This is a genomic window from Variovorax sp. YR566 (genome assembly GCF_051992195.1).
In the GTDB taxonomy this organism is placed as follows: Bacteria; Pseudomonadota; Gammaproteobacteria; order Burkholderiales; family Burkholderiaceae_C; genus Variovorax.
In genome coordinates, this window is sequence record NZ_CP197092.1 from 2,780,903 (window position 1) to 2,803,256 (window position 22,354).

The 22,354-nt window shown below is 67.3% G+C and carries 17 protein-coding genes; 11 read left to right on the forward strand and 6 right to left on the reverse strand.

All coding sequences use genetic code 11. From position 1 onward, the window contains the following. Window positions 1-3 precede the first annotated feature (3 nt). A complete protein-coding gene (locus tag ACTG4X_RS13035) occupies window positions 4-1,788 on the reverse strand; it encodes an ABC transporter transmembrane domain-containing protein (RefSeq protein WP_307617093.1) in 1,785 nt (594 codons plus the stop codon). Window positions 1,789-1,864: 76 nt separating this feature from the next. Between ACTG4X_RS13035 and ACTG4X_RS13040 the strand changes: the two genes are divergently transcribed. The 4 genes from ACTG4X_RS13040 to ACTG4X_RS13055 are packed head-to-tail and all read left to right on the forward strand — an operon-like array spanning window position 1,865 to window position 6,871. Further along, a complete protein-coding gene (locus tag ACTG4X_RS13040) occupies window positions 1,865-2,401 on the forward strand; it encodes a MarR family winged helix-turn-helix transcriptional regulator (RefSeq protein ID WP_093057837.1) in 537 nt (178 codons plus the stop codon). Next, the gene (locus ACTG4X_RS13045; RefSeq protein ID WP_093057836.1) at window positions 2,394-3,869 is read left to right on the forward strand and encodes an efflux transporter outer membrane subunit; all 1,476 of its coding nucleotides are present in this window, start codon (window positions 2,394-2,396) and stop codon (window positions 3,867-3,869) included. The genes ACTG4X_RS13040 and ACTG4X_RS13045 overlap by 8 nt, the downstream gene beginning before the upstream one ends. 54 nt (window positions 3,870-3,923) lie before the next feature. Beyond that, a complete protein-coding gene (locus ACTG4X_RS13050) occupies window positions 3,924-5,258 on the forward strand; it encodes an HlyD family secretion protein (RefSeq protein WP_093057835.1) in 1,335 nt (444 codons plus the stop codon). A 50-nt stretch (window positions 5,259-5,308) separates the two neighbouring features. After that, window positions 5,309-6,871 carry a DHA2 family efflux MFS transporter permease subunit gene (locus ACTG4X_RS13055; protein ID WP_093057834.1) on the forward strand — a complete coding sequence of 521 codons (1,563 nt, stop codon included), beginning with the start codon at window positions 5,309-5,311 and terminating at the stop codon, window positions 6,869-6,871. Between the two features lie 61 nt (window positions 6,872-6,932). On the opposite strand, the gene ACTG4X_RS13060 is transcribed toward ACTG4X_RS13055, so the two are convergent. Then, the gene (locus tag ACTG4X_RS13060; protein WP_440533961.1) at window positions 6,933-8,132 is read right to left on the reverse strand and encodes an AGE family epimerase/isomerase; all 1,200 of its coding nucleotides are present in this window, start codon (window positions 8,130-8,132) and stop codon (window positions 6,933-6,935) included. Window positions 8,133-8,388: 256 nt separating this feature from the next. Here ACTG4X_RS13060 and ACTG4X_RS13065 point away from each other — a divergent pair, with 256 nt between their 5' ends. From ACTG4X_RS13065 to ACTG4X_RS13090, 6 genes are all read left to right on the forward strand, one after another. Continuing rightward, complete coding sequence (locus ACTG4X_RS13065) at window positions 8,389-9,159, forward strand: ABC transporter ATP-binding protein (protein WP_093079935.1); 771 nt, start codon at window positions 8,389-8,391, stop codon at window positions 9,157-9,159. Beyond that, on the forward strand, window positions 9,159-9,866 hold the full coding sequence (locus tag ACTG4X_RS13070) for an ABC transporter ATP-binding protein (RefSeq protein ID WP_440533962.1): 708 nt from the start codon (window positions 9,159-9,161) through the stop codon (window positions 9,864-9,866). The genes ACTG4X_RS13065 and ACTG4X_RS13070 overlap by 1 nt, the downstream gene beginning before the upstream one ends. 113 nt (window positions 9,867-9,979) lie before the next feature. Then, window positions 9,980-11,128, forward strand: a complete 1,149-nt coding sequence (locus ACTG4X_RS13075; RefSeq protein ID WP_440534388.1) for an ABC transporter substrate-binding protein — start codon at window positions 9,980-9,982, stop codon at window positions 11,126-11,128. Window positions 11,129-11,182: 54 nt separating this feature from the next. Next, window positions 11,183-12,379 carry an ABC transporter substrate-binding protein gene (locus ACTG4X_RS13080; RefSeq protein WP_093057829.1) on the forward strand — a complete coding sequence of 399 codons (1,197 nt, stop codon included), beginning with the start codon at window positions 11,183-11,185 and terminating at the stop codon, window positions 12,377-12,379. A gap of 42 nt (window positions 12,380-12,421) precedes the next feature. Continuing rightward, window positions 12,422-13,297, forward strand: coding sequence for a branched-chain amino acid ABC transporter permease (locus ACTG4X_RS13085; protein ID WP_093057828.1), 876 nt, complete (start codon window positions 12,422-12,424; stop codon window positions 13,295-13,297). Window positions 13,298-13,307: 10 nt separating this feature from the next. Next, on the forward strand, window positions 13,308-14,294 hold the full coding sequence (locus ACTG4X_RS13090) for a branched-chain amino acid ABC transporter permease (protein WP_176928912.1): 987 nt from the start codon (window positions 13,308-13,310) through the stop codon (window positions 14,292-14,294). 54 nt (window positions 14,295-14,348) lie between these two features. On the opposite strand, the gene ACTG4X_RS13095 is transcribed toward ACTG4X_RS13090, so the two are convergent. The 3 genes from ACTG4X_RS13095 to ACTG4X_RS13105 form a co-directional block, all read right to left on the reverse strand. Continuing rightward, on the reverse strand, window positions 14,349-14,822 hold the full coding sequence (locus ACTG4X_RS13095) for a YXWGXW repeat-containing protein (RefSeq protein WP_093079945.1): 474 nt from the start codon (window positions 14,820-14,822) through the stop codon (window positions 14,349-14,351). Window positions 14,823-14,918: 96 nt separating this feature from the next. Next, window positions 14,919-15,989, reverse strand: a complete 1,071-nt coding sequence (locus ACTG4X_RS13100; protein WP_440533963.1) for a lipocalin-like domain-containing protein — start codon at window positions 15,987-15,989, stop codon at window positions 14,919-14,921. After that, window positions 15,989-17,074 (reverse strand): PLP-dependent cysteine synthase family protein, encoded by a 1,086-nt coding sequence (locus ACTG4X_RS13105; RefSeq protein ID WP_093177625.1) that lies wholly within the window; start codon window positions 17,072-17,074, stop codon window positions 15,989-15,991. Before ACTG4X_RS13105 ends, ACTG4X_RS13100 begins: the two co-directional genes overlap by 1 nt. Window positions 17,075-17,183: 109 nt before the next feature. Between ACTG4X_RS13105 and ACTG4X_RS13110 the strand changes: the two genes are divergently transcribed. After that, complete coding sequence (locus ACTG4X_RS13110) at window positions 17,184-19,685, forward strand: penicillin acylase family protein (RefSeq protein ID WP_440533964.1); 2,502 nt, start codon at window positions 17,184-17,186, stop codon at window positions 19,683-19,685. Between the two features lie 13 nt (window positions 19,686-19,698). On the opposite strand, the gene ACTG4X_RS13115 is transcribed toward ACTG4X_RS13110, so the two are convergent. Beyond that, on the reverse strand, window positions 19,699-22,302 hold the full coding sequence (locus ACTG4X_RS13115) for an FtsX-like permease family protein (RefSeq protein ID WP_440533965.1): 2,604 nt from the start codon (window positions 22,300-22,302) through the stop codon (window positions 19,699-19,701). Window positions 22,303-22,354: the final 52 nt, after the last annotated feature.

Below are 22,354 nucleotides of genomic sequence, written 5' to 3' on the forward strand. Positions count from 1 at the left end.
CGTTCAGGCCGTGAACTGAAGCGCAGCCAGGCGCGCGTACACACCGCCCTGCGCGACCAGCGTCGCATGCGTTCCCTGCTCGACGATTCCGCCGTGGTCCAGCACCACGATGCGGTCGGCCTTCTGCACTGTTGCCAGCCGGTGAGCGATGACCAGCGTGGTCCGGTTTTCCATTGCCGATTCCAGTGCCGCCTGCACCATGCGCTCGCTTTCCGCGTCGAGTGCGCTCGTGGCTTCGTCGAGCAGCAGCAGCGGCGGGTTCTTCAGGATCGCGCGCGCGATCGCGATGCGCTGGCGTTGCCCGCCCGACAGCCGCACGCCGCGCTCGCCGAGGAAGGTGTCGTAGCCCTCGGGCAGCGCCTGGAGGAAGTCGTGGGCGAAGGCGGCGCGTGCTGCGGCATGCACTTCCTCGGTTGTCGCCTCGGGACGGCCGTAGCGGATGTTCTCGAACGCGGTGGTCGAGAAGATCACCGCGTCCTGCGGCACGAGGCCGATGCGGGTGCGCAGGTCGGGCAGGGCGAGCGAGGCCAGCGGCGCGCCGTCGAGCAGCAGGCGGCCCGATTGCGGGTCGTAGTAGCGCAGCAGCAACTGGAACACCGTGCTCTTGCCCGCGCCGCTCGATCCCACCAGGGCCACGGTTTCGCCCGGCGCGACTTCGAGGCTGAAATCGCGCAGTGCCGGTGTGCCTGGTCGGGATGGGTAATGGAAGGTCACCGCATCGAACTTGATCGTGCTGCCCGCCACGGGGACGGGCGTGACCGTCGGGCTCGGCGGTGAAAAGATGGCGGCGGGCGCATGCAGCAGCTCCATCAGCCGCTCGGTCGCGCCGGCTGCACGCAGCAGGTCGCCGTACACCTCGCCGAGCACCGCAGTCGCGCTGGCCAGGATGGCGACGTAGACGACGGTCTGGCCCAGGTGGCCGGCCGTGATGTCGCCGCGCAGCACCGCCTGCGTGCCCTGATAAAGGCCCCAGAGCAGCGCTGCCGAGGTCGCGATGATGATGAACGCCACCAGCACCGAGCGTGCCTTGGTGCGGCGCACGGCGGTGCGAAAGGCGTTCTCGGTCGAGCCGTTGAAGCGCGCGGCCTCGCGGCCTTCGGCCGTGTAGCTCTGCACCACGGGGATGGCGTTCAGCACCTCGGCGGCAATGGCGCTCGAATCGGCCACGCGGTCCTGGCTGGCGCGCGACAGCTTGCGCACGCGGCGGCCAAACCACATGCTCGGTAGAACCACCAGCACGAGGATGCCCAGCACCTGCACCATCACGTAAGGATTGGTCCAGATCAGCACGGCCAGGGCGCCCACGCCCATCACCGCGTTGCGCAGCCCCATGCTCAGCGACGAGCCGACGACCGTCTGTACCAGCGTGGTGTCGGCCGTCAGGCGCGACAGCACTTCGCCGGTCTGCGTGGTTTCGAAGAAGACGGGGCTCTGTTTCAGCACATGGCCGTAGACCGCGTTGCGGATGTCGGCCGTCACGCGCTCGCCCAGCCAGCTCACCGTATAGAAGCGCGCCGCCGAGAAAACGCCCAGCGCCACGGCCACCGCGAAGAGGGCGCCGAAGTGCTCGCGCAGCGCCATGGTCTGGGCGCCTTTGTCGGTACTGATCAAGCCGCCGTCAATCAGACTGCGCAAAGCGATAGGGAAAACCAGCGTGGTAACCGCCGCCAGCACCAGAAAGAGGGCTGCCAGCACGATCTGCACGCGGTAGGGGCGAAGAAAAGGGCTCAGGCCCGACAGCGACCGGGGCGAGCCCTTGGCCATGGAAGACGGTGGGGTAGAAGCCATGCGCCGATTCTAACGATCCCTTGCCTTCACAAAGGCGGCCTTGACAATTACTGCCTCGGCAGCTAATATTTTGCCCATGAGCGATGCAAACATTCCAGTAGCCCCGTCGGTCCCTGCCGACGCCGAGCGTCGCCCGCCTGTCTTCTATCGCGCGGAGACCTACTCGACCGAAGAGAGCATCGGTTATCTGATGCGCCGCATCATCACTTTGGTTGGTCAGGCAGTAGAAACCCGCATGTGCGAGCCCGGCGGCCCGACCTATCCGCAATGGTTGCCTCTCTACAAGCTGCACACCGGCGCCGCCACCACCGTGGCCGAACTGGCCCGCGCCTGCGAGCTCGACACCGGCGCCATGACGCGCCTGCTCGACCGCCTCGAAGCCAAGGGCCTGTGCCGCCGCGTGCGCTCGCTCGAAGACCGCCGAGTGGTCAACATCGAACTCACCGACGAAGGCCGTGCCGCCGCCAAGGAAGTGCCCTACGTGCTCAGCCGTGTGCAGAACGAACACCTCGCTGGCTTCAGCGCCGAAGAATGGGAGCAGCTCAAGGGTTACTTGCGCCGCATCCTCGACAACGCCCAGGCCCTCGCGGCCCGTGGAGATAAAAATGACTGATTCCCTCGCTGTGCGCGCTGTGCGTCGCACCCCCGTCGTGGCCGCAGCATTGCTCGTGGTCGCACTTGCCGGATGTGCCGACATGGCCGGCATCGGCTCGCAGGCCAAGCTGCGCGACGCCTCGTCGCTGGGCATCGCGCCCGACAGCGCCGCGGCGCCTGTGTCCCGCCTCGACAGCCAATGGTGGCTCGCCTTCGGCGACACGCAGCTCAATTCGCTGATCGACCAGGCCGTGGCCGGCAACCCCAACCTGCAGGTCGCGCAAGCCCGCCTCGCGCGCGCGCAGGCCTCCGCCGACATCGCCGGCTCGGCCCTCAAGCCGAAGGTCAACGCCGAGCTCGACCTGGATCGCCAGAAGTTCAACAGCAACTACATCTACCCGGCACCGCTGGGCGGCTCCACGCAGAACATCGGCCTGCTGCAGCTCGGCGCCAGCTGGGAGCTCGACTTCTTCGGCAAGAACCGCACCGCGCTCGACGCCGCCATCGGCTCGGCGAATGCCGCGGCTGCCGATGCGGATGCCGCCCGCGTGCTGCTCGCGAGCAACGTGGCACGCAGCTACTTTCAATGGGCGCGCCTGAACGACCAGCTCACCGTCGCCCAGCGCACGCTGGCGCAGCGCGACGAAACGCTCAAGCTCGTGCGCGACCGCGTGTCCGCCGGCCTCGACACCCGCCTCGAACTGCGCCAGAGCGAAGGCGGCCTGCCCGAGGCACGCCAGCAGATCGAATCGCTCAACGAGCAGATCGCGCTGCAGCAGCACGCGCTCGACGCGCTCGTCGGCCAGCCGAATGTGTCGGCATCGCTCAAGCCGCCGGTGCTTGCCGGCGTCAAGCCGATGGCACTGCAGGGCAGCATTCCGGCCGACCTGCTCGGCCGCCGCGCCGACATCGCCGCCGCGCGCTGGCGCGTCGAGGCAGCCACGAGCGACGTGGCCAACGCCAGGACGCTCTTCTATCCCAACGTGAACCTCACGGCCTTCGTCGGCTTCCAGAGCCTGGGCTTCGGCAAGCTGCTGAAGTCGGGCAGCGAGCAGTGGGGCGTGGGCCCGGCCATCAGCCTGCCGATCTTCGAAGGCGGCAAGCTGCGCGCCAACCTGCGCGGCAAGTCGGCCGACCTCGATGTGGCCATCGAAAGCTACAACGCCACCGTGCTCGACGCGGTGCGCGATGCGGCCGACCAGGTCACGAGCGCGCAGTCGATCACGCGCCAGCAAACCGAACAACGCGCAGCGCAGACCGCTGCCGAAGGCGCCTACGACATCGCTGTGCAGCGCTACCGCGCGGGCCTCGGCAACTATCTCAACGTGCTGACCGCGGAAACCTCCGTGCTGGCGCAGCGCCGGCTGGCCGTCGACCTCGCCGCCCGCGCGCTCGACACGCAGGTGGGCCTGGCGCGCGCGCTGGGCGGCGGCTGGCAGCCCCCGGCCACGGCCACCGCCTCGGCCCCCGCGGCCGCAGTGAACTGAACAAGAACCGACCAGAACTGACCCGACTTCCTCGTCTTCGGAAAGAACTTCATCATGAGCGACAACAACACTCCGACGCCCGCTGCAGCTGCAGCTCCTGCAGCCCCCGAGGCGCCCGCCAACAGCGGCAAGCGCCGCCGCGCACTCACCGCGCTCGCCGCGGTGGTGATCGTCGTCGGCGGCGGCTGGGGCCTCTACGAATGGCTGGTTGCCAGCCACTACGAGGACACCGACAACGCCTACGTGCAGGGCAACGTCATCCAGATCACGCCGCAGATCGGCGGCACCGTGATGGCCATCGGCGCCGACGACACCGACTTCGTGAAGGCCGGCCAGCCCCTGGTGCAGCTCGATCCGGCCGACGCCAAGGTATCGCTCGAACAGGCCGAGGCTGCGCTCGCGCAGGCCGTGCGCCAGGTGCGCACGCTGTACGCCAACAACGGCTCGCTGGCCGCGCAGGTCACGCTGCGCCAGTCCGACATCGTGAAGGCGCAGAGCGACATCGCCAAGGCGCAGGACGACCTGCAGCGCCGCCGCGCGCTGTCGGGCAACGGCGCCGTGTCGAAGGAAGAGCTCAACCACGCCGAGACGCAACTCGACACCGCCAAGAGCGCACTCGCCGCGGCGCAGGCCGGCGTGGTCGCCGCGAAGGAAGCGCTGGTCAGCAACCAGTCGCTGACCGACGGCACCAGCGTGGCCCAGCACCCGAGCGTGCTGGCCGCCGCCGCCAAGGTGCGCGAGGCCTACCTCGCCACCCAGCGCGTGGCCATGCCCGCACCGGTCGACGGCTATGTCGCCAAGCGCACAGTGCAGCTCGGCCAGCGCGTGGCCGCCGGCACGCCGATGATGTCGATCGTGCCGCTCAACCAGCTGTGGGTCGACGCCAACTTCAAGGAAGTGCAGCTGCGCAACATCCGCATCGACCAGCCCGTGAAGCTCACGGCCGACGTGTACGGAAAGAAGGTCGAGTACACCGGCAAGGTTGCGGGCCTGGGCGTCGGCACCGGCAGTGCATTCGCGCTGCTGCCCGCGCAGAACGCCACCGGCAACTGGATCAAGGTGGTGCAGCGCGTGCCCGTGCGCATCGCGCTCGACCCCGAGCAGCTCAAGGCCAACCCGCTGCGCATCGGCCTGTCGATGGATGCCGAAGTCGACATCTCGTCCAAGAGCGGCAAGATGCTCGCCGACGCGCCGCGCGCCACCGCGCTGACGCAGACGGCCGTGTACAGCCAGCTCGACCGCGGCGCCGACGCCGAAGTCGACCGCATCGTCGCGGCCAACCTCGGCCGCAGCGCACCGGCAACGGCCACCGCGCCGTCGAAGGGCTCGGCGGCACCGTCGAGCGCGCCCGCCGCGGCATCGGTGGCAGTGCAAGGGCAGCCGGGCTGATCGCCCGCGCTTCCCTCGGGTAACTCAGGCAAACAGTTCGCGCGACCGCAATGGCCACCGCTGCTCCTGCTTACGTTGCGCATCCACCGCTCGAAGGCGCAGCCCGCGTCTGGGGCACGGTAGCGCTGTCTGCGGCAACCTTCATGAACGTGCTCGATTCGTCGATCGCGAACGTGTCGTTGCCCGCCATCTCGGGCGACCTGGGCGTGAGTACCACGCAAGGCACCTGGGTCATCACCAGCTTCGCGGTGGCCAACGCCATCGCGGTGCCGCTCACGGGCTTCATGACGCAGCGCTTCGGACAGGTGCGCCTGTTCATGGCCAGCGTGATCCTGTTCATGGTCGCCTCGCTGCTGTGCGGCCTGGCGCCGAACATGACGACGCTGATCGCCTTTCGCGCGCTGCAGGGCTTCGTGGCCGGCCCGATGATTCCGCTGTCGCAGACGCTGCTGCTGTCGAGCTATCCGCGCGCCAAGGCAGGCCTTGCGATGGCCATGTGGTCGATGACCACGCTGGTCGCGCCGGTGATGGGGCCGCTGCTGGGCGGCTGGATCACCGACAACATCTCGTGGCCGTGGATCTTCTACATCAACATCCCCGTGGGCATCGTCGCGGCCGCCATCACCTGGACGCTGTACCGCAAGCGCGAGAGCAGCACGCACAAGGTGCCTATCGACGCCGTCGGCCTCGCGCTGCTGGTGCTGTGGGTGGGCTCGCTGCAACTGATGCTCGACAAGGGCAAGGAGCTCGACTGGTTCCACTCGGCGCAGATCGTCACGCTGGCGGTGGTGTCCGTGGTCGGCTTCGCGTTCTTCCTGGTCTGGGAGCTGACCGACAAGCACCCGGTGGTCGACCTGTCGCTGTTCAAGCGCCGCAACTTCTGGTCGGGCGCCGTGGCAACGGCCGTGGCCTACGGCCTGTTCTTCGGCAACGTGGTGCTGCTGCCGCTGTGGCTGCAGCAGTGGATGGGCTACACCGCCACGCAGGCGGGGATGATCATGGCGCCCGTGGGGCTGCTGGCGATCTTCTTCTCGCCGGTGGTGGGGCTCACGGTGGCCAAGATCGATCCACGCCGCTACGCGACCTTCTCGTTCCTGGTGTTCGCACTGGTGCTGTGGATGCGGTCGAACTTCAACACGCAGGCCGACTTCGTCACCATCATCATCCCTACGGTGATCCAGGGCATCGCGATGGCGTTCTTCTTCATCCCGCTCGTGACCATCACGCTGTCGGGCCTCACGCCAGACCGCATCCCGGCCGCGTCGGGGCTGTCGAACTTCCTGCGGATCACGGCGGGTGCGATGGGCACGTCGATCACCACCACGCTGTGGGACAACCGTGCCACGCTGCACCATACGCAACTGGCCGAGACGATCAACCAGGGCAACAACGCAGCCACGAGCGCGATGTCCGGGCTCAACGCCAGCGGCTTCAGCGCTGACCAGGTGCTGGGGCAGATCAACCGCATCGTCGACCAGCAGGCCTACATGCTGGCCACGAACGACATCTTCTACGCGTCGGCGATCCTGTTCCTGCTGCTGATTCCGCTGGTGTGGCTGGCAAGGCCGCAGAAGGGCGGCGCCGGTGGCGACGCCGCAGCCGGAGCACACTGACTGCGCATCGTCTTCACGCCGATCCAACCACCCCCAGCCTCCGCAAGGAGCCTGGGGGTTCTTATTTTCGCAGTGCCCTGAGCACGTCGTGGCACGCGCCCATGGTGTGATAGTCGGTCTTGCCGGCGGGGCTCTTCTCGTCGCTGATCTTCCGGTTCTGCGGCGTGAGGATGCGATACCACGCGCCGTGCCGGTGATCGACGAAGTGCTCCCAGCTGTAGGCCCAGATGCTGTCGTACCAGTCCCAGTAGCTGGCCTCGCCGGTGCGCACCGCGAGCAGGGCGGCCGCCGCGAAGCTCTCGGCCTGTACCCAGAAGTACTTGTCGTCGTCGCACACTTTGCCGTCGGGGCCGAAGCCGTAGACCAGCCCGCCGTTGTCGGCGTCCCAGCCGCGGAACATGGCGGTGTCGAAGAAATGGCGCGCGCGCGGCACGATCCAGTCGGCCGTACGGTCCTTGGTGGCGAGATGGCCTTCGAGCTGCAGCAGCAGCTTGGCCCACTCGGTCAGGTGGCCGGTCTGGAAGCCCCAGGGCCTGAAGATGTTGCTCTTGTCTCCGCGGTTGTAGTCCCAATCGACCGACCAGTCTTCGCGGTAGTGTTCCCACACCAGTCCGTCAGCCAGCGCGGCCTGCTTGCCGGTCACTGATTCGGCCACTGCCAGCGCGCGGTCGAGGTAGCGCGTTTGCTGCGTGGCTTCGAATGCGGCCATCAGGGCCTCGCAGGCGTGCATGTTGGCGTTCTGTCCGCGATAGGCGCCGATGCGCCAGTCGGTGGTGGCCTCGTCGGCATAGAGCTGGTGCCGTGGCTCCCAGAAATGCTGTTCCATCAGTTGCCAGGTGTGCTCCAGCCCCGCATGCGCTTCCTCGATGCCGGCCATCAGCGCATGCGCTTGCGCGAGCAGCACGAAGTCCAGGCCGTAGCAGTGATTGGTGCCGTCCTGCACGGTGGCGCGCTGCTGGTGCCAGTCGATCTGCCATGCATAGCCGCCACCCGGTTGCCGGTGCGCATGCTCGACGAACGCAAGGCCGTGCCGCGCGGCTGCAAGATGCGCGGGAATGCCGAAGCGGCGATACGCCATCGCATGGTTGAACACGAAGCGCGTGCTGCTCACGAGATGGCGCGTACGCCGGTCGTACACCGTGCCGTCGTCCTTGAAGAAATGAAAGAAGCCGCCCGTGGCATCGAGGTCGCGCGGCTCGTAGAAAGCCAGCGTGTGCAGGATGTGGTCGGTCAGGAAGTCGGGAGAGCGGAAGTCCGGCATGTTGGTTGCAGTCTACGCAGACCCCTGCGCGCACCGGCTTGGGGTTTCCGATGCCGCCGGAGCTTTCTTTGTCGTCATAACGACAGTCCCCGATTCGAATGTGCGCCGGTTCGTGCAGGTTGCACTGCAGCATAGGCATTTGCCCCAGTATGCAAGCGGGGTAGGCCCACGAACAATCGGTCCGCGCTCGATGGTGGCGCATTGAGATGGACCGCATGACCGACATTCTTTTTCCGTACCCGGGCGACTTCGCGAGATGAGCGACGTCATTCTCGAAACACGCCAGCTCACCAAGGAATTCAAAGGGTTCACGGCGGTCAGCAAGGTCGACCTGTCGGTGGTGCGCGGATCCATCCACGCGCTCATCGGTCCGAACGGTGCCGGCAAGACGACCTGCTTCAACCTGCTCACCAAGTTCCTCGAACCGACCACCGGCACGATCCTGTTCAATGGGCAGGACATCACCGGCGAGCGGCCCGCGCAGATCGCGCGGCGCGGCATCATCCGCTCGTTCCAGATCTCGGCCGTGTTCCCGCATCTCACGCTGCTCGAGAACGTGCGGCTGGGCCTGCAACGCAGGCTGGGCACCTCGTACCACTTCTGGAAGAGCGAGAAGTCGCTCAAGCCATTGGATGCCAGAGCCCGCGAGCTGCTGGCTGAAGTCGGCCTCGAAGAACTCGCCGACGAACAGACCGTGAACCTGCCCTACGGCCGCAAGCGCGCGCTCGAGATCGCGACCACGCTCGCAATGGAACCCGAGCTGATGCTGCTCGACGAACCCACGCAGGGCATGGGCCATGAAGACGTGCACCGCGTGGCCGAACTCATCAAGCGCGTGTCGGCCGGACGCACCATCCTGATGGTCGAACACAACATGAGCGTGGTCTCGACCATTGCCGACACCATCACCGTGCTGCAGCGCGGCGCCGTGCTGGCCGAAGGCCCGTACGCCGAAGTCTCGAAGAACCCGCAGGTGATGGAAGCCTACATGGGCACCACCGACGGCCAACTCCAAGGGGCCCACTGATGACCGCCGCATTGGAAATCAAGGACCTTCAAGCCTGGTACGGCGAATCGCACGTGCTGCACGGCGTCGACATGGTCGTGCAGCCCGGCGAAGTCGTCACGCTGCTGGGCCGCAACGGCGCGGGCCGCACCACCACGCTGCGGGCCATCATGGGCCTGACCGGCGCACGCAAGGGCAGCATCGAGGTCAATGGCAAAGAGACCATCGGCATGCCGACGCACCGCATTGCGCACCTGGGCATCGGCTATTGCCCTGAAGAGCGCGGCATCTTCGCCAGCCTCTCGTGCGAGGAAAACCTCCTGCTGCCGCCCGAACTCAAGGGCGCGGGACAGGGCATGTCGGTCGAAGAGATCTACACCATGTTCCCCAATCTGGCCGAGCGCCGCAACAGCCAGGGCACGCGCCTGTCGGGCGGCGAGCAGCAGATGCTGGCCGTGGCGCGCATCCTGCGCACGGGCGCCAAGCTGCTCTTGCTCGACGAGATTTCCGAAGGCCTGGCTCCCGTCATCGTGCAGGCGCTGGCCCGCATGATCACCACGCTGCGCTCCAAGGGCTACACCATCGTCATGGTGGAGCAGAACTTTCGCTTCGCCGCGCCGCTGGCCGACCGCTTCTACGTGATGGAGCACGGCCGCATCGTCGAGAAGTTCGGCGCCGCCGAGCTCGAAGCCAAGATGCCAGTGCTCACCGAGCTGCTCGGCGTCTGAAGCAAAAGACACGTCCACAAGACCTTTTCTCGCATCCCACAAAGATTTCTTCAGGAGACAACACCATGAACAAAAAACTCGGCCTCATCGCTACCGCCGTCGCCGTCCTCGCCATGGGCACAGGCGCCGCGCAGGCGCAGGAAAAAGTGAAGATCGGCTTCGTCACCGACCTGTCGAGCCTGTATGCCGACCTCGAAGGCAAGGGCGGCGCCACCGCCATCCAGATGGCCATCGACGACTTCGGCGGCAAGGCGCTGGGCCAGCCCATCGAGCTGCTGGTTGCCGACCACCAGAACAAGGCCGACATCGCCGCCTCCAAGGCCCGCGAATGGATCGACACGGCCGGCGTGACCATGGTCTTCGGCGGCACCAACTCCGGTACCGCGCTGGCCACCGCCAAGGTTGCGGAAGAGAAGAAGCGCGTGTACTTCAACAACGGCGCGGGCAGCTCGGTGCTCACCAACGAGCAGTGCAGCCCCTACACCATCCACTACGCCTACGACACCGTGGCGCTGGCCAAAGGCACCGGCGCGGCGGTTGTAGACCGCGGCGGCAAGAGCTGGTTCTTCCTGACGGCCGACTACGCCTTCGGCCACGCGCTCGAAGCCGACACCACCAAGGTGGTGAAGGAAAAGGGCGGCACGGTGGTGGGCGCGGTGCGCCATCCGCTGAACGCTTCGGACTTCTCCTCGTTCCTGCTGCAGGCGCAGAACTCCAAGGCGCAGATCCTGGGCCTGGCCAACGCCGGTGGCGACACCATCAACTCGATCAAGGCGGCCAAGGAATTCGGCATCAACAAGACCATGAAGACCGCCGGCCTGCTGGTCTTTCTGAGCGACATCCACAGCCTGGGCCTGAAGAACACCGAAGGCCTGCTGCACACCACCAGCTGGTACTGGGACCTGAACGACGAATCGCGCAAGTTCGCCAACCGCTTCTTCGAGAAGACCAAGCGCATGCCGACCGACGTGCAGGCCGCCGACTACTCGGCCACCATGACCTACCTGAAGGCCGTGGCCGCCGCCAAGACCACCGACTCCGACAAGGTGATGGCGCAGCTCAAGAGCACCAAGGTCGACGACTTCTATGCCAAGGGCACCATCCGCGCCGACGGCAGCTTCATCCACGACATGTACCTGGTCGAAGTGAAGTCGCCCGCCGAATCGAAGAAGCCCTGGGACTACCTGAAGGTGCTCAAGACGCTGCCGGGCGACCAGGTCTTCACGACCAAGGCCGAGACGAAATGCGCTCTCTGGAAATAACCGGCTGACGCCGCGCCAGACCCTTCCACCGAAGTCAACCGAGAGAACCATCCCATGAAACGCACGCTCATCGCCTCTGCCTGCCTCGCCGCTACCTGCCTCATGGCCGTTGGCGCCGCGCAGGCCCAGGACAAGGTCAAGATCGGTTTCATCACCGACATGTCGAGCCTCTACGCGGACGTGGAGGGCAAGAACGGTGCCCTCGCGATCCAGATGGCCATCGACGACTTCGGCGGCAAGGTCAACGGCATGCCCATCGAGCTGCTGCAGGCCGACCACCAGAACAAGGCCGACATCGCAGCCTCCAAGGCTCGCGAATGGATCGACACGCAGGGCCTGACGATGCTGTTCGGCGGCACCAGCTCGGGCACCGCCCTGGCCATGGCCAAGGTGGCGCAGGAGAAGAAGCGCGTATTCGTCGTGAACGGCGCGGGCAGCTCGGCGCTCACCAACGAGCAGTGCAGCCCCTACACCGTGCACTACGCCTACGACACCGTGGCGCTGGCCAAGGGCACCGGCAGCGCGGTGATTGCGCGCGGCGACAAGAGCTGGTATTTCCTCACGGCCGACTACGCCTTCGGCCAGGCGCTGGAGGCCGATGCCTCCAAGGTCGTGAAAGAGAAGGGCGGTACGGTGGTGGGCAGCGTGAAGCATCCGCTCAACACCTCCGACTTCTCTTCGTTCCTGCTGCAGGCGCAAAACTCCAAGGCCCAGGTGCTGGCGCTGGCCAATGCAGGCGGCGACACCATCAACTCGATCAAGGCGGCCAAAGAATTCGGCATCACCAAGACCATGAAGATGGTCGGCCTGCTGGTGTTCGTGACCGACGTGCACAGCCTGGGCCTGAAGAACACAGAAGGCCTGCTGCTCACCACCAGCTGGGACTGGAACCTCGACGACAAGACGCGCGCCTTCGGCAAGCGCTTCTTCGAGAAGACCAAGCGCATGCCCACCGACATCCAGGCCGCCGACTATTCGGCCACCATGACCTACCTGAAGGCCGTGCAGGCTGCCAAGACGGTCGATGCCGACAAGGTGATGGAGACGATCAAGGCCACGCCCATCGACGACTTCTACGCAAAGGGCACCGTGCGCGCCGACGGCCGCTTCGTGCACGACATGTACCTGGTGCAGGTCAAGTCGCCGGCCGAATCCAAGCAGCCGTGGGACTACTACAAGGTAATCCAGAAGCTCAAGGGCGAAGAGGTCTTCACGACGAAGGCCGAGAGCAAGTGCGCCCTCTGGAAGTGATCCCCCGCGGGCGCGCAGCCGCCCGGGTTCGTTGAAACGCTTATGACCATTTCCCTTCCCGCGCTTTTGAGCCAGCTCCTCCTGGGGCTGGTCAACGGCTCCTTCTACGCCATCCTGAGCCTCGGGCTGGCGGTGATCTTCGGCCTGCTGAACGTCATCAACTTCGCACATGGCGCGCTGTTCATGCTCGGCGCCGTCCTGACGTGGATGGCGATGGAGTACCTCGGCGTCAACTACTGGGTGATGCTGATCGCGGCGCCCGTCGTCATCGGCATCTTCGGCGTGCTCATCGAGCGCCTGCTGCTGCGCTGGATCTACAAGCTCGATCACCTCTACGGCCTGCTGCTCACGCTGGGGCTCACGCTGCTGATCGAGGGCGTGTTCCGCTCGATCTACGGCGTGTCGGGGCTGCCCTACGACGCGCCCGATGCGCTGTCGAGCGCCACCGACCTTGGCTTCATGGTGCTGCCGAACTACCGCGCCTGGGTGGTCGTTGCCTCGCTCGTGGTGTGCTTCGCCACCTGGTACGTGATCGAGAAGACGCGCCTGGGTGCCTACCTGCGCGCCGGCACCGAGAACCCGCGGCTCGTGGAAGCCTTCGGCGTCAATGTGCCGTTGATGATCACGCTGACCTACGCCTTCGGCTGCGCGCTCGCGGCCTTCGCAGGCGTGCTGGCCGCGCCGGTGATGCAGGTGTCGCCGCTGATGGGGCAGAACCTCATCATCGTGGTGTTCGCCGTGGTGGTGATCGGCGGGATGGGCTCCATCATGGGCGCCATCCTCACGGGCCTCGGGCTCGGTGTGATCGAAGGGCTCACCAAGGTTTTCTATCCCGAGGCATCGTCTACGGTTGTGTTCGTGATCATGGTCATCGTGCTGTTGATTCGCCCCGCCGGCCTGTTCGGCAAAGAGAAATAAGGCGAACGGCATGAACATGAAAAAAATCTCCACCGTCGTCTACGCCTTGCTGCTGGTCGCGCTGCTCCTGGCGCCATTCTTCGGCGCCTACCCGGTGTTCGTGATGAAGCTGATGTGCTTCGCGCTGTTCGCCGCGGCCTTCAACCTGCTGCTGGGCTTCACGGGCCTGCTGTCGTTCGGGCATGCGGCCTTCCTTGGTGGCTCCGCGTACGTTGCGGGCCATGCGATCAAGGTCTGGGGCCTCACGCCCGAACTGGGCCTGATCGCGGGCACGCTCACTGGCGCTTTCCTCGGCTGGCTCTTCGGCGTGCTGGCCATTCGCCGGCAGGGCATCTACTTCGCGATGATCACGCTGGCGCTCGCGCAGATGATGTTCTTCGTCGCGCTGCAGGCCAAGTTCACGGGCGGCGAAGACGGCCTGCAGGGCGTGCCGCGGGGCAAGCTGTTCGGCCTGATCGATCTGTCGAACGACCTCACGATGTACTACGTCGCGCTGGTCATCGTGGTCGCGGCCTTCCTGCTGATCGTGCGTACCATCCACTCGCCCTTCGGCCAGGTGCTCAAGGGCATCAAGGAGAACGAGCCGCGCGCGCTGTCGCTGGGCTACGACGTGAGCCGCTTCAAGCTGCTGGCCTTCGTGATCTCCGCGGCGCTGTCGGGCCTGGCCGGTTCGCTCAAGACGCTGGTGCTGGGCTTCGCCACGTTGTCGGACGTGCACTGGACCGCTTCGGGCCAGGTCATCCTGATGACGCTGGTGGGCGGCCTAGGCACGCTGTCGGGTCCGCTGGTGGGCTCGGCGGTGGTGGTGCTGCTGGAGAACAAGATCGGCGAACTCGGCAACTTCCTGGCGCGCATCACGACGATCGACTGGTTCAACACGCTGGGCGAGTCGGTGACCATGGTCACGGGCCTGATCTTCGTGATCTGCGTGCTGGCGTTCCGCAAGGGGATCATGGGCGAGATCATTGCGTTCATCGAGCGGCGACGAGCCAAATAGCAAGCAAGGCAACTGCAATGAAAAAGGGAGCCTCGGCTCCCTTTTTTCATTGCATCAGCAGTTGCCTTTTTTCGCCTGGCCGGGCGGGCAGAAATCGCCGCGGTCGCGATCGTGGTCATGGCCGCGCCGATAGTCGCGATCATGGTCGCGGCGGCGATGCTCTTCTTCCCATTCGCGTTCACGGCGCGCTTCACGGTAAGCCTCGCGCCGGCGCCAGTCGCCTTCGGTCCAGCGCCAGCCGCCGCGGTCCTCGACCCAGCGGCCAGGGGCATAGGCGTAGCCCGCGCGCTCGGGCTGCCAGCCGCCCGGACGCCATCCGTAGGCACGGCCGTCCCAGGCCCAGCGGCCCGGCACCCAGACAAAGCCGCCGCGCGGCGGTGGCAGGGGTTCGTAGCGTGGCGGCGGCGGCGCCGTCATCACCAGCCCGGGCACGTTGATATTCACCGAGACCTGCGCGTTGGCGGCAAGGGGGCTCGCAAGGATGGAAAGGGCGCCGGCCACGGCCAGCACGGCAAGTCGAATCTTCATGGTAGGGATCCTCTGGTTTTCAGATGAGTTCTGGACATTATTCCCAACGCACGCGGGAGGCGGCTGGTTGTCAGTGCTTGTGCGCGGCTACAACGGTTACAGCTTCAGCGGTGCGGCGTAGCCGGTCATTTCCAGGTAGCCACGGCCTACACGGCGCCCCTGGGCGTCGAGCAGGTCGCTTACGCCTTCCCAATACACGCCGCCGGTTGAGCCGCGGCTGTCCAGTTCCTGGTCGTCGAGCAGGGCGCGCACCTCGAAGCTGCCGGAGGGCGTCTGTACGCGCCATTGCGTCGGGTACCTTGCCTGCGTGCGCGGGCTGTCCCAGGTCTTGAGGCTCTCGAAGCGCACCTCGTCATTCTTGAAGGTGCGAGCCACGCCATCGCGCGGGCGGAACGAGCCGCCGCCCCACAGCGCGCTGCCGTCGCTGCGCCGCAGGTGGAAGGCGGTGAGGGCGCTGCCGTCATCGAGGTTCATGCCGATCCAGTCCCAGCCCACGGCCTCGGGGTGCATCAGCGCTTCGCTCCATTCGTGGTCGAGCCACGCGGTTCCGCCCACGTCGAAGGCCTGCCCCTTGAGCGTGAGCTTGCCCTGCGCCTTGAGCTGCGGCTCGCTGTAGTAGTAGCTCGCCTGCGATTCATCGGGGCCCTTGCGCGAGAGGCCTGCGTTGCCTTGCAGCAGCACCGGCTGCGTGGGCGTGAAGCGCAGGTCGAGCGAGAACTCGCCGGCCGGAATGCGCGCGACGTAGATGCCGTCTTTTTCCCGCACCAGCGACCAGTCGCGGATGCGCACATCGGTGTCGCTCGTGCTCGCCTCCGCTACGCCGAAGCCCGCGCGTGCGATGCGCTGGTCATGCAGCAGCACGCGGCCTTCGAGGTCGGTGACGGCTGCGTGCGCGAACACGAGGTGCTTCGCCGCGAAGGCCGAGCGCATGCCCTGCGTGGCCTCGACGCGCGAGCGGAAGAAGGTTACCTGGTAGCCGAACTCGCGCCCCGCCGGCGTCTTCGCATGGCCGGTGATGTACCACCACTCGGTGCGCAGATCAGGGTGGCTGCCGAAGTCGCGCGGAAACTCCAGCCGGCGCTCGGGCAATGCCCATGCCGCCAGCGGACCCGACGCGAGCGCCGCCAGCAGCAGGCCGCGGCGCGACAGCAGTGGCATGGGAGACATCACGACGCCACCAGCGCATCGATGCGCTGCTGCGCCGGCCCGATGTCGCCGAAGGCGTTCTGCACCCAGGTCGCATCGTGGTAGCTCGGCAGGTAGCGCTCGCCCGCATCGCACAGCAGCGAAAGAATGGAACCCTGCTGCCCGGCCGCGCGCATCTCCTGCGCCACGGCCAGCATGCCGATGAAGTTGGTGCCCGTCGACGGCCCGACCTTGCGGCCCAGCAGCGCCGACAGCGCATGCATGGCCGCCACCGAATCGAGGTTCGGCACTTCGATCATCCGGTCGACCAGCGTGCGGATGAAGCTGGGCTCCACGCGCGGCCGGCCGATGCCCTCGATGCGCGAGCCGGCGGCCGTCAGCGTGGCGTCGCCCGTGCGGTGGTAGGCCGAGAACACCGAGCCTTCGGGGTCGGGCACGCACACCTGCGTGTCGTGGCAGCGATAGCGCAGGTAGCGCCCGATGGTTGCGCTGGTGCCGCCCGTGCCCGCGCCCACCACGATCCATTTCGGCACCGGATGCCGCTCGCGCGACATCTGCTGGAACATGCTCTCGGCGATGTTGTTGTTGCCGCGCCAGTCGGTCGCGCGCTCGGCATACGTGAACTGGTCCATGTAGTGGCCGCCGGTGCGCTCGGCCAGTGCACGCGCTTCTTCGTACACCTGCGCGGCATGGTCGACGAAGTGGCAGCTCGCGCCGTAGAAGGCGATCTGCGCGATCTTCTCGGGCGAGGTGGTGCGCGGCATCACCGCGATGAAGGGCAGGCCCAGCAGCCGCGCGAAGTAGGCCTCGCTCACGGCCGTCGAGCCGCTCGATGCCTCGACGATGGTCGTGCCTTCGCGCACCCATCCGTTGCACAGCGCATAGAGAAAGAGCGAACGTGCGAGCCGGTGCTTGAGGCTGCCGGTCGGGTGCGTCGATTCGTCCTTCAGGTACATGTCGATGCCGTGCGCCGCGAGCGAGGGCAGGGGCAGCGGGATCAGGTGCGTGTCGGCACTGCGCTGGTAGTCGGCTTCGATGCGGCGGATTGCGCCGCCGAGCCAGCCGCTGCAGTAGGACGAGGAGGTGGAAGGTGTTTGCTGCTGCATATCGGCGCCAGTCTACAAGTCATGCCTTGTAACGCCCACAAGGTGCGATGAGGCGCGCAAATCGGGATACTGTGCCCTGCCATCTACAACAAGGCAGGAGACGAGACACATGAAAAGAACAAACCTGCGCCCCGCATCGCGGCGCTCGTTAGGTCAAAGGCATTCCTTCGGCGTTGTTGCGCTCGCAGCTTTCGTGCTTGTGGGTTGCGCGTCGGGGCCTCCCGGTTCGCAGACGCCCACGCGTCCTTCCTCATCGTTCGCCGTGCCCGGCCTCGAGAAGCCGGCTGAGGTGCTGGTCGACCGCTGGGGCGTGCCGCATCTGTATGCGGGCACGCTCTACGACGCATTCGTGGCGCAGGGCTTCATCGCCGCGCGCGACCGCCTGTGGCAAATGGACCTCTGGCGCAAGCGCGGCCTCGGCGAAATGGCGAAGGACTTCGGCCCCGCATGGGTCGAGAACGACCGCGCCGCGCGTGCCGTGCTCTACCGCGGCGACATGTACCGCGAGTGGCTGGCCTACGGCTCCGACGCCAAGCGCGTGGCCGAGGCCTTCACGGCCGGCGTCAATGCGTATGTGGCGCAGGTGCGCGCGCAGCCTTCGTTGCTGCCGCCGGAGTTCGCACTGCTGGGCTACCAGCCGGCCACGTGGTCGCCCGAAGACGTGGTGCGCATCCGGCATCACGGCCTCACGCTCAACTTCACGTCGGAGATCGATCGCGCCAAAGCCTACTGCGCGGGCGGCGCCGGCATCAAGGCCGACTGGCTGCGCCGCGAGCTCGATCCGCCGATCAACCCGCGCGTACCGCCAGGGCTCGACCCGTGCACCATTCCTGCGGCCGAACTGCGCGCGGCCTACATGCGCGCAACCGAGTCGCCGCAGTTCACCAAGGCGAACACGCGGCTGGCGTCACCGGTGGCCCAACTGCCGGACAGCGACGAAGCAGAACAACTGCAGGCCTCGCAAGGCGACCCGACCGGCGCCTACGGCAGCAACAACTGGGTGATCTCGCCGAAGCTCACGTCTACCGGCCGTCCCATCCTGGCCAATGACCCGCACCGCGCCCACGGTGCGCCCAGCCTGCGCTACATGACGCACCTGAGCGCACCTGGCATGGACGCCATCGGCGCGGGCGAGCCCTTCCTGCCGGGCCTGTCGATCGGGCACAACGGCACCATCGCCTTCGGCCTCACGCGCTTCTACATGGACCAGGAAGACCTGTACGTGTACCAGCTCAACCCGCGCAATGCCAACGAGTACCGCTACCAGGGTCGCTGGGAGCCGATGGTGCGCGTCACCGAACGCATCGCGGTCAAGGGCGAGAGCGCGCCGCGCGAGGTGGTCAACACCTTCACGCGCCACGGCCCGGTGCTGCTGGCCGAGCCGGGCAAGCAGCGTGCGTATGCCTTGCGCGCGGCGTGGCTGGAGCCCGGCATGGCGCCGTACTTCGGTTCCATGGACTACATGCGCGCGCGCAACTGGGACCAGTTCCGCGCGGCCATGAACCGCTGGGGCGCGCCCGGCGAGAACCAGGTCTATGCGGACACCAGCGGCAACGTCGGCTGGATTCCCGGCGGCCTCACGCCCATCCGGCCCAACTGGGACGGGCTGATGCCGGTGCCCGGCGACGGGCGCTACGAATGGTCGGGCTTCCGCAACGGCGACGAGCTGCCTTCGGAGTTCAACCCGGCGCGCGGCTATGTGGTGACCGCCAACGAGAACAACATTCCGCCCGACCATCCCGCCGCGAAGAAGGGCGTGGGCTACGAGTGGAGCGACGCGGCGCGTGCGCGACGCCTCAAGGAACTGTTCGCGGCCAAGGTGGCGGCGGGTTCGCGCTTCTCCATCGAAGACTCGGAGCGCATGCAGAACGACATCGTCGCGACGCCCGCGCAGCGCGTGCTGAAGCTGCTGGCCGGCCTGCGCAGTGACGACGCGCAAACGGCAACAGCGCTGCGCATGCTGCAAAGCTGGGACGGCACCATGGACCGCGACAGCGCAGCCGCCGCGCTGTACGAGGTGTGGAGCAGCAAGCCGCTGCGTGCCGCCGTGCTAAAGGCCGGCGCAGGCGATGCAGGCGCCGCGCTGGCCGCGCCCGGCGACAACACGCGCATGGTGCTGCTGCTCGAAAGCCCCTTCGGCTGGGTCACGAACGAGCAGCGCGATGCACTGCTGCTGAAGACACTGCCAGTAGCGATGCAAGAGCTCACCACCAAGCTCGGCCCCGACCCCGCGACCTGGAAGTGGGGCGCGCTGCACCGCGCCGAGTTCCGCCATCCGCTCGGCGGCGTGGTCGATGCCGCCACGCGCAAGAAGCTCGACGTGGGCGACTGGCCGATGTCCGGTTCTTCCTTCACGCCGATGGCGGCCACCTACCGGGCCAGCGACTACAAGCTGACGGCGGGCGCATCGTTCCGCATGGTGCTGGACGTGGGCAACTGGGACGCCTCGCGCGTCATCAACACGCCGGGCCAGTCGGGCAACCCGGAGAGCCCGAACTACCGTGACCTTGCGCCGCTGTGGCTCGAGGGCAAGTACGTGCCGCTGGTCTACAGCCGGGGGGCTGTCGAGAAGGAAACGGTGGAGAGGATCCAGTTGACGCCGGCGCGCTGAGACGCCGAGGGCGCTACCAGTCTTCCTTCACCGCCAGCACCACGTCCTTGCCGGCGGCGGCCCGGCCCGCCATCCAGGCCGTCACCGTGCCGGCGGCCACCACCGCCGCGCACAGTGCCAGCAGGCGGCCCCATGGCACAAGCAGGTCCATGCTCCAGTGGAAGCTCTGCGGGTTCACGACCTTCACAAGCACCACGGACACGGCCAGCCCCAGTCCCAATCCGGCCACGGCGCCGATGGCGGTCCACGCGGCGCCTTCACCGGCCACCACTGCCAGCACCTGCCTTCGCGTGAAGCCCAGGTGCGCGAGCAGCCCGAACTCCTTGCGCCGCGCCAGCACCTGCGCGCTGAAGCTCGCGGCAATGCCGAACAGCCCGATGGCGATGGCCACCGCCTGCAGCCAGTAGGTGACGGCGAAGCTGCGGTCGAAGATGCGCAGCGAGGTCGCGCGAATCTGCCCCACCGATGCGATCTCGACGGACTCGGCGGATGAGCCGCCCTGGCGTGCTGCCAGAGTGCGCACTGCGGTCTGCACCGCGCCTTCCGACGCTCCGGGCGCAAGCCACAACGCCACGTCGCTCACATTGCGCTCGCCGGTGATGCGCTCGAAGTCCCGCGCATCCATCGTGACTGTGCCGAACTGCCGCGCATAGTCGCGCCACACGCCCGCCACGAAGAACGTTTGCGCCTTCTTCGAACCCGCCCGCAGGCCCATCGCATCCGACAGCGGAGTGAAGGCCGTGCCCAGCTTTGCGCCATACAGCTCCACCATCGGCTCGCTCACGTAGATGCCGATCTGCCCCTCGGGCACGGGCAGCGCGGCACCCACCAGTGGCAACGACTGCGTCGCCCCGCCTTCCAGGCTGCGCGCAATCAGCGTCACGGTGGGCCGTGTTGCATCGAGCTGAAGCGATTGCGTGCGCAGCGTGCCCGTGCGTGCCACGCCGGGCAGCTGCGCCAGCGACTGCACGAAGGCCGGCGAGAAAGTCGCGGTGTCGGTGCTGCTGCTGTTGCCGCTGTTGCTGCCGCGTCCGCCCGAGGTGGCGCGCACGTACAGGTCGGCCGGCAGCACCACGTCGAGCCAGTGCGTCACCGAATCGCGAAAGCTCGCGACCATCACCGTGAGTGCGACGGCAAGGCTCAGGCTTGCCACCACGCCGCTGACCGCCACGGCGGCCGTGCCGCGCATGCGGCGCGCGCGCTCCACCGCCAGCATCGGCAGCACGCGTCGCGCGAACATCGGCGCCACTCGGTCGTACAGCAGCGCGATCAGCCAGGGCAGGGCGGTGATGCCTCCGACCAGCAGGCAGCCCACCGACAGGTATGCCGCCACCGGAATGCCGCCGATGGCCGGCACGTTGGCCAGCACCGCGCCCAGCGCGATCAGCCCCAGCGCCAGCCAGTGGCCGTTGCCCTGCGTAGGCGCGGCGCCCAGGCCCTTGAGCGTCTGTGCTTCGGGCAGCGCCTGTGCCGCGCGCGCGGGCCACCAGCCGCCGACCAGCGCGGCCAGCACGCCCAGTCCGCCGTACAGCAACGCCGAGCCCGCGCTCCAGTGCAGCGTGGGCGCCACGCCTTCGAAGTACCCGCCACCGAGGTCGCCGCCCAGAACGCGCAACGCAAAGGCCGCGAGCGCCGTACCCAGCGCGAGACCCGCCGCGCTGCCGATCAGCCCCAGCACCAGCGATTCGGCCAGCACCAGCCGCAGCCGTTCGCGCGGCGTGAGGCCGAGCACGCCGAGCAGCGCGAACTGCTGCGCGCGCTTGGCCACGCTGAGTGCCAGCACCGAGAAGACCAGGAACGCACCCGTGAACAGCGCCACAAGCGCCAGCACCGTCAGGTTCACGCGGTAGGCGCGCGACAGGTTGCTCACGCGCTGCGCCGCATCGCCGGGCTCGGCAAACTGCACGCCCGCTGGCCAGCCCGGCGACTGCTGCAGCGAGGCCATGAAGGCGGCCCTGTCCGTGCCGGGCGCCAACCGCAGGTCGATGCGGCTGAGCCGGCCGATCTGGCCGAACAGCTCTTGTGCCGCCGCGATGTCCATCACCGCGAGCGCCGTGCCGCTGGCGGCGACATGGCCGGCCACGTCGAGCTTGTGCCATGCGTCGCCGCTGCGCAGTTGCATCGTCTCCGTCGTTCCGGCGGGCGTTTCCGCCGGCAGGCCCAGTGCGCTGCGTGCCGCGGCGTTGAGGAACACATGGCCCGGCGCGAACAGCGAGAAGCGGTCGGCACCGACCGCGGCCTGCGGCATCAGCGCGGGCGCGATGGTCGGCAGCACCAGCGCATCGACGCCCATCACGCGCATCGGCACCTGGCGCTCGCCGGCCAGCGCCAAGCCCTGGAACTCGACCACGGGGCTCGCCAGCGCCACCTGCGGGTGCCGGGCCAGCCGCTCGAACACGGCCTCGTCGAAGCCGCCCTGCACGGCGCGCACTTCCAGGTCGGGCTGGCCGTTGACAGAGCGCACCGCGCTCGCGAACTCGTCGAGCGCCGACGCATTGATCAACTGCACCGAGAAGGCCAACGCCACGCCCAACATCACGGCCAGCACAGCCGCCGCGTTGCGCCAGGGGTGGTGGCGGAGTTCCTGCCAGGAGAAGGTGGTGAGCAGTGCGCGCATCGGGCAATTGTCGCGGCGCGCGCGGTGTTACACCGCCGTGGCACGATGACGC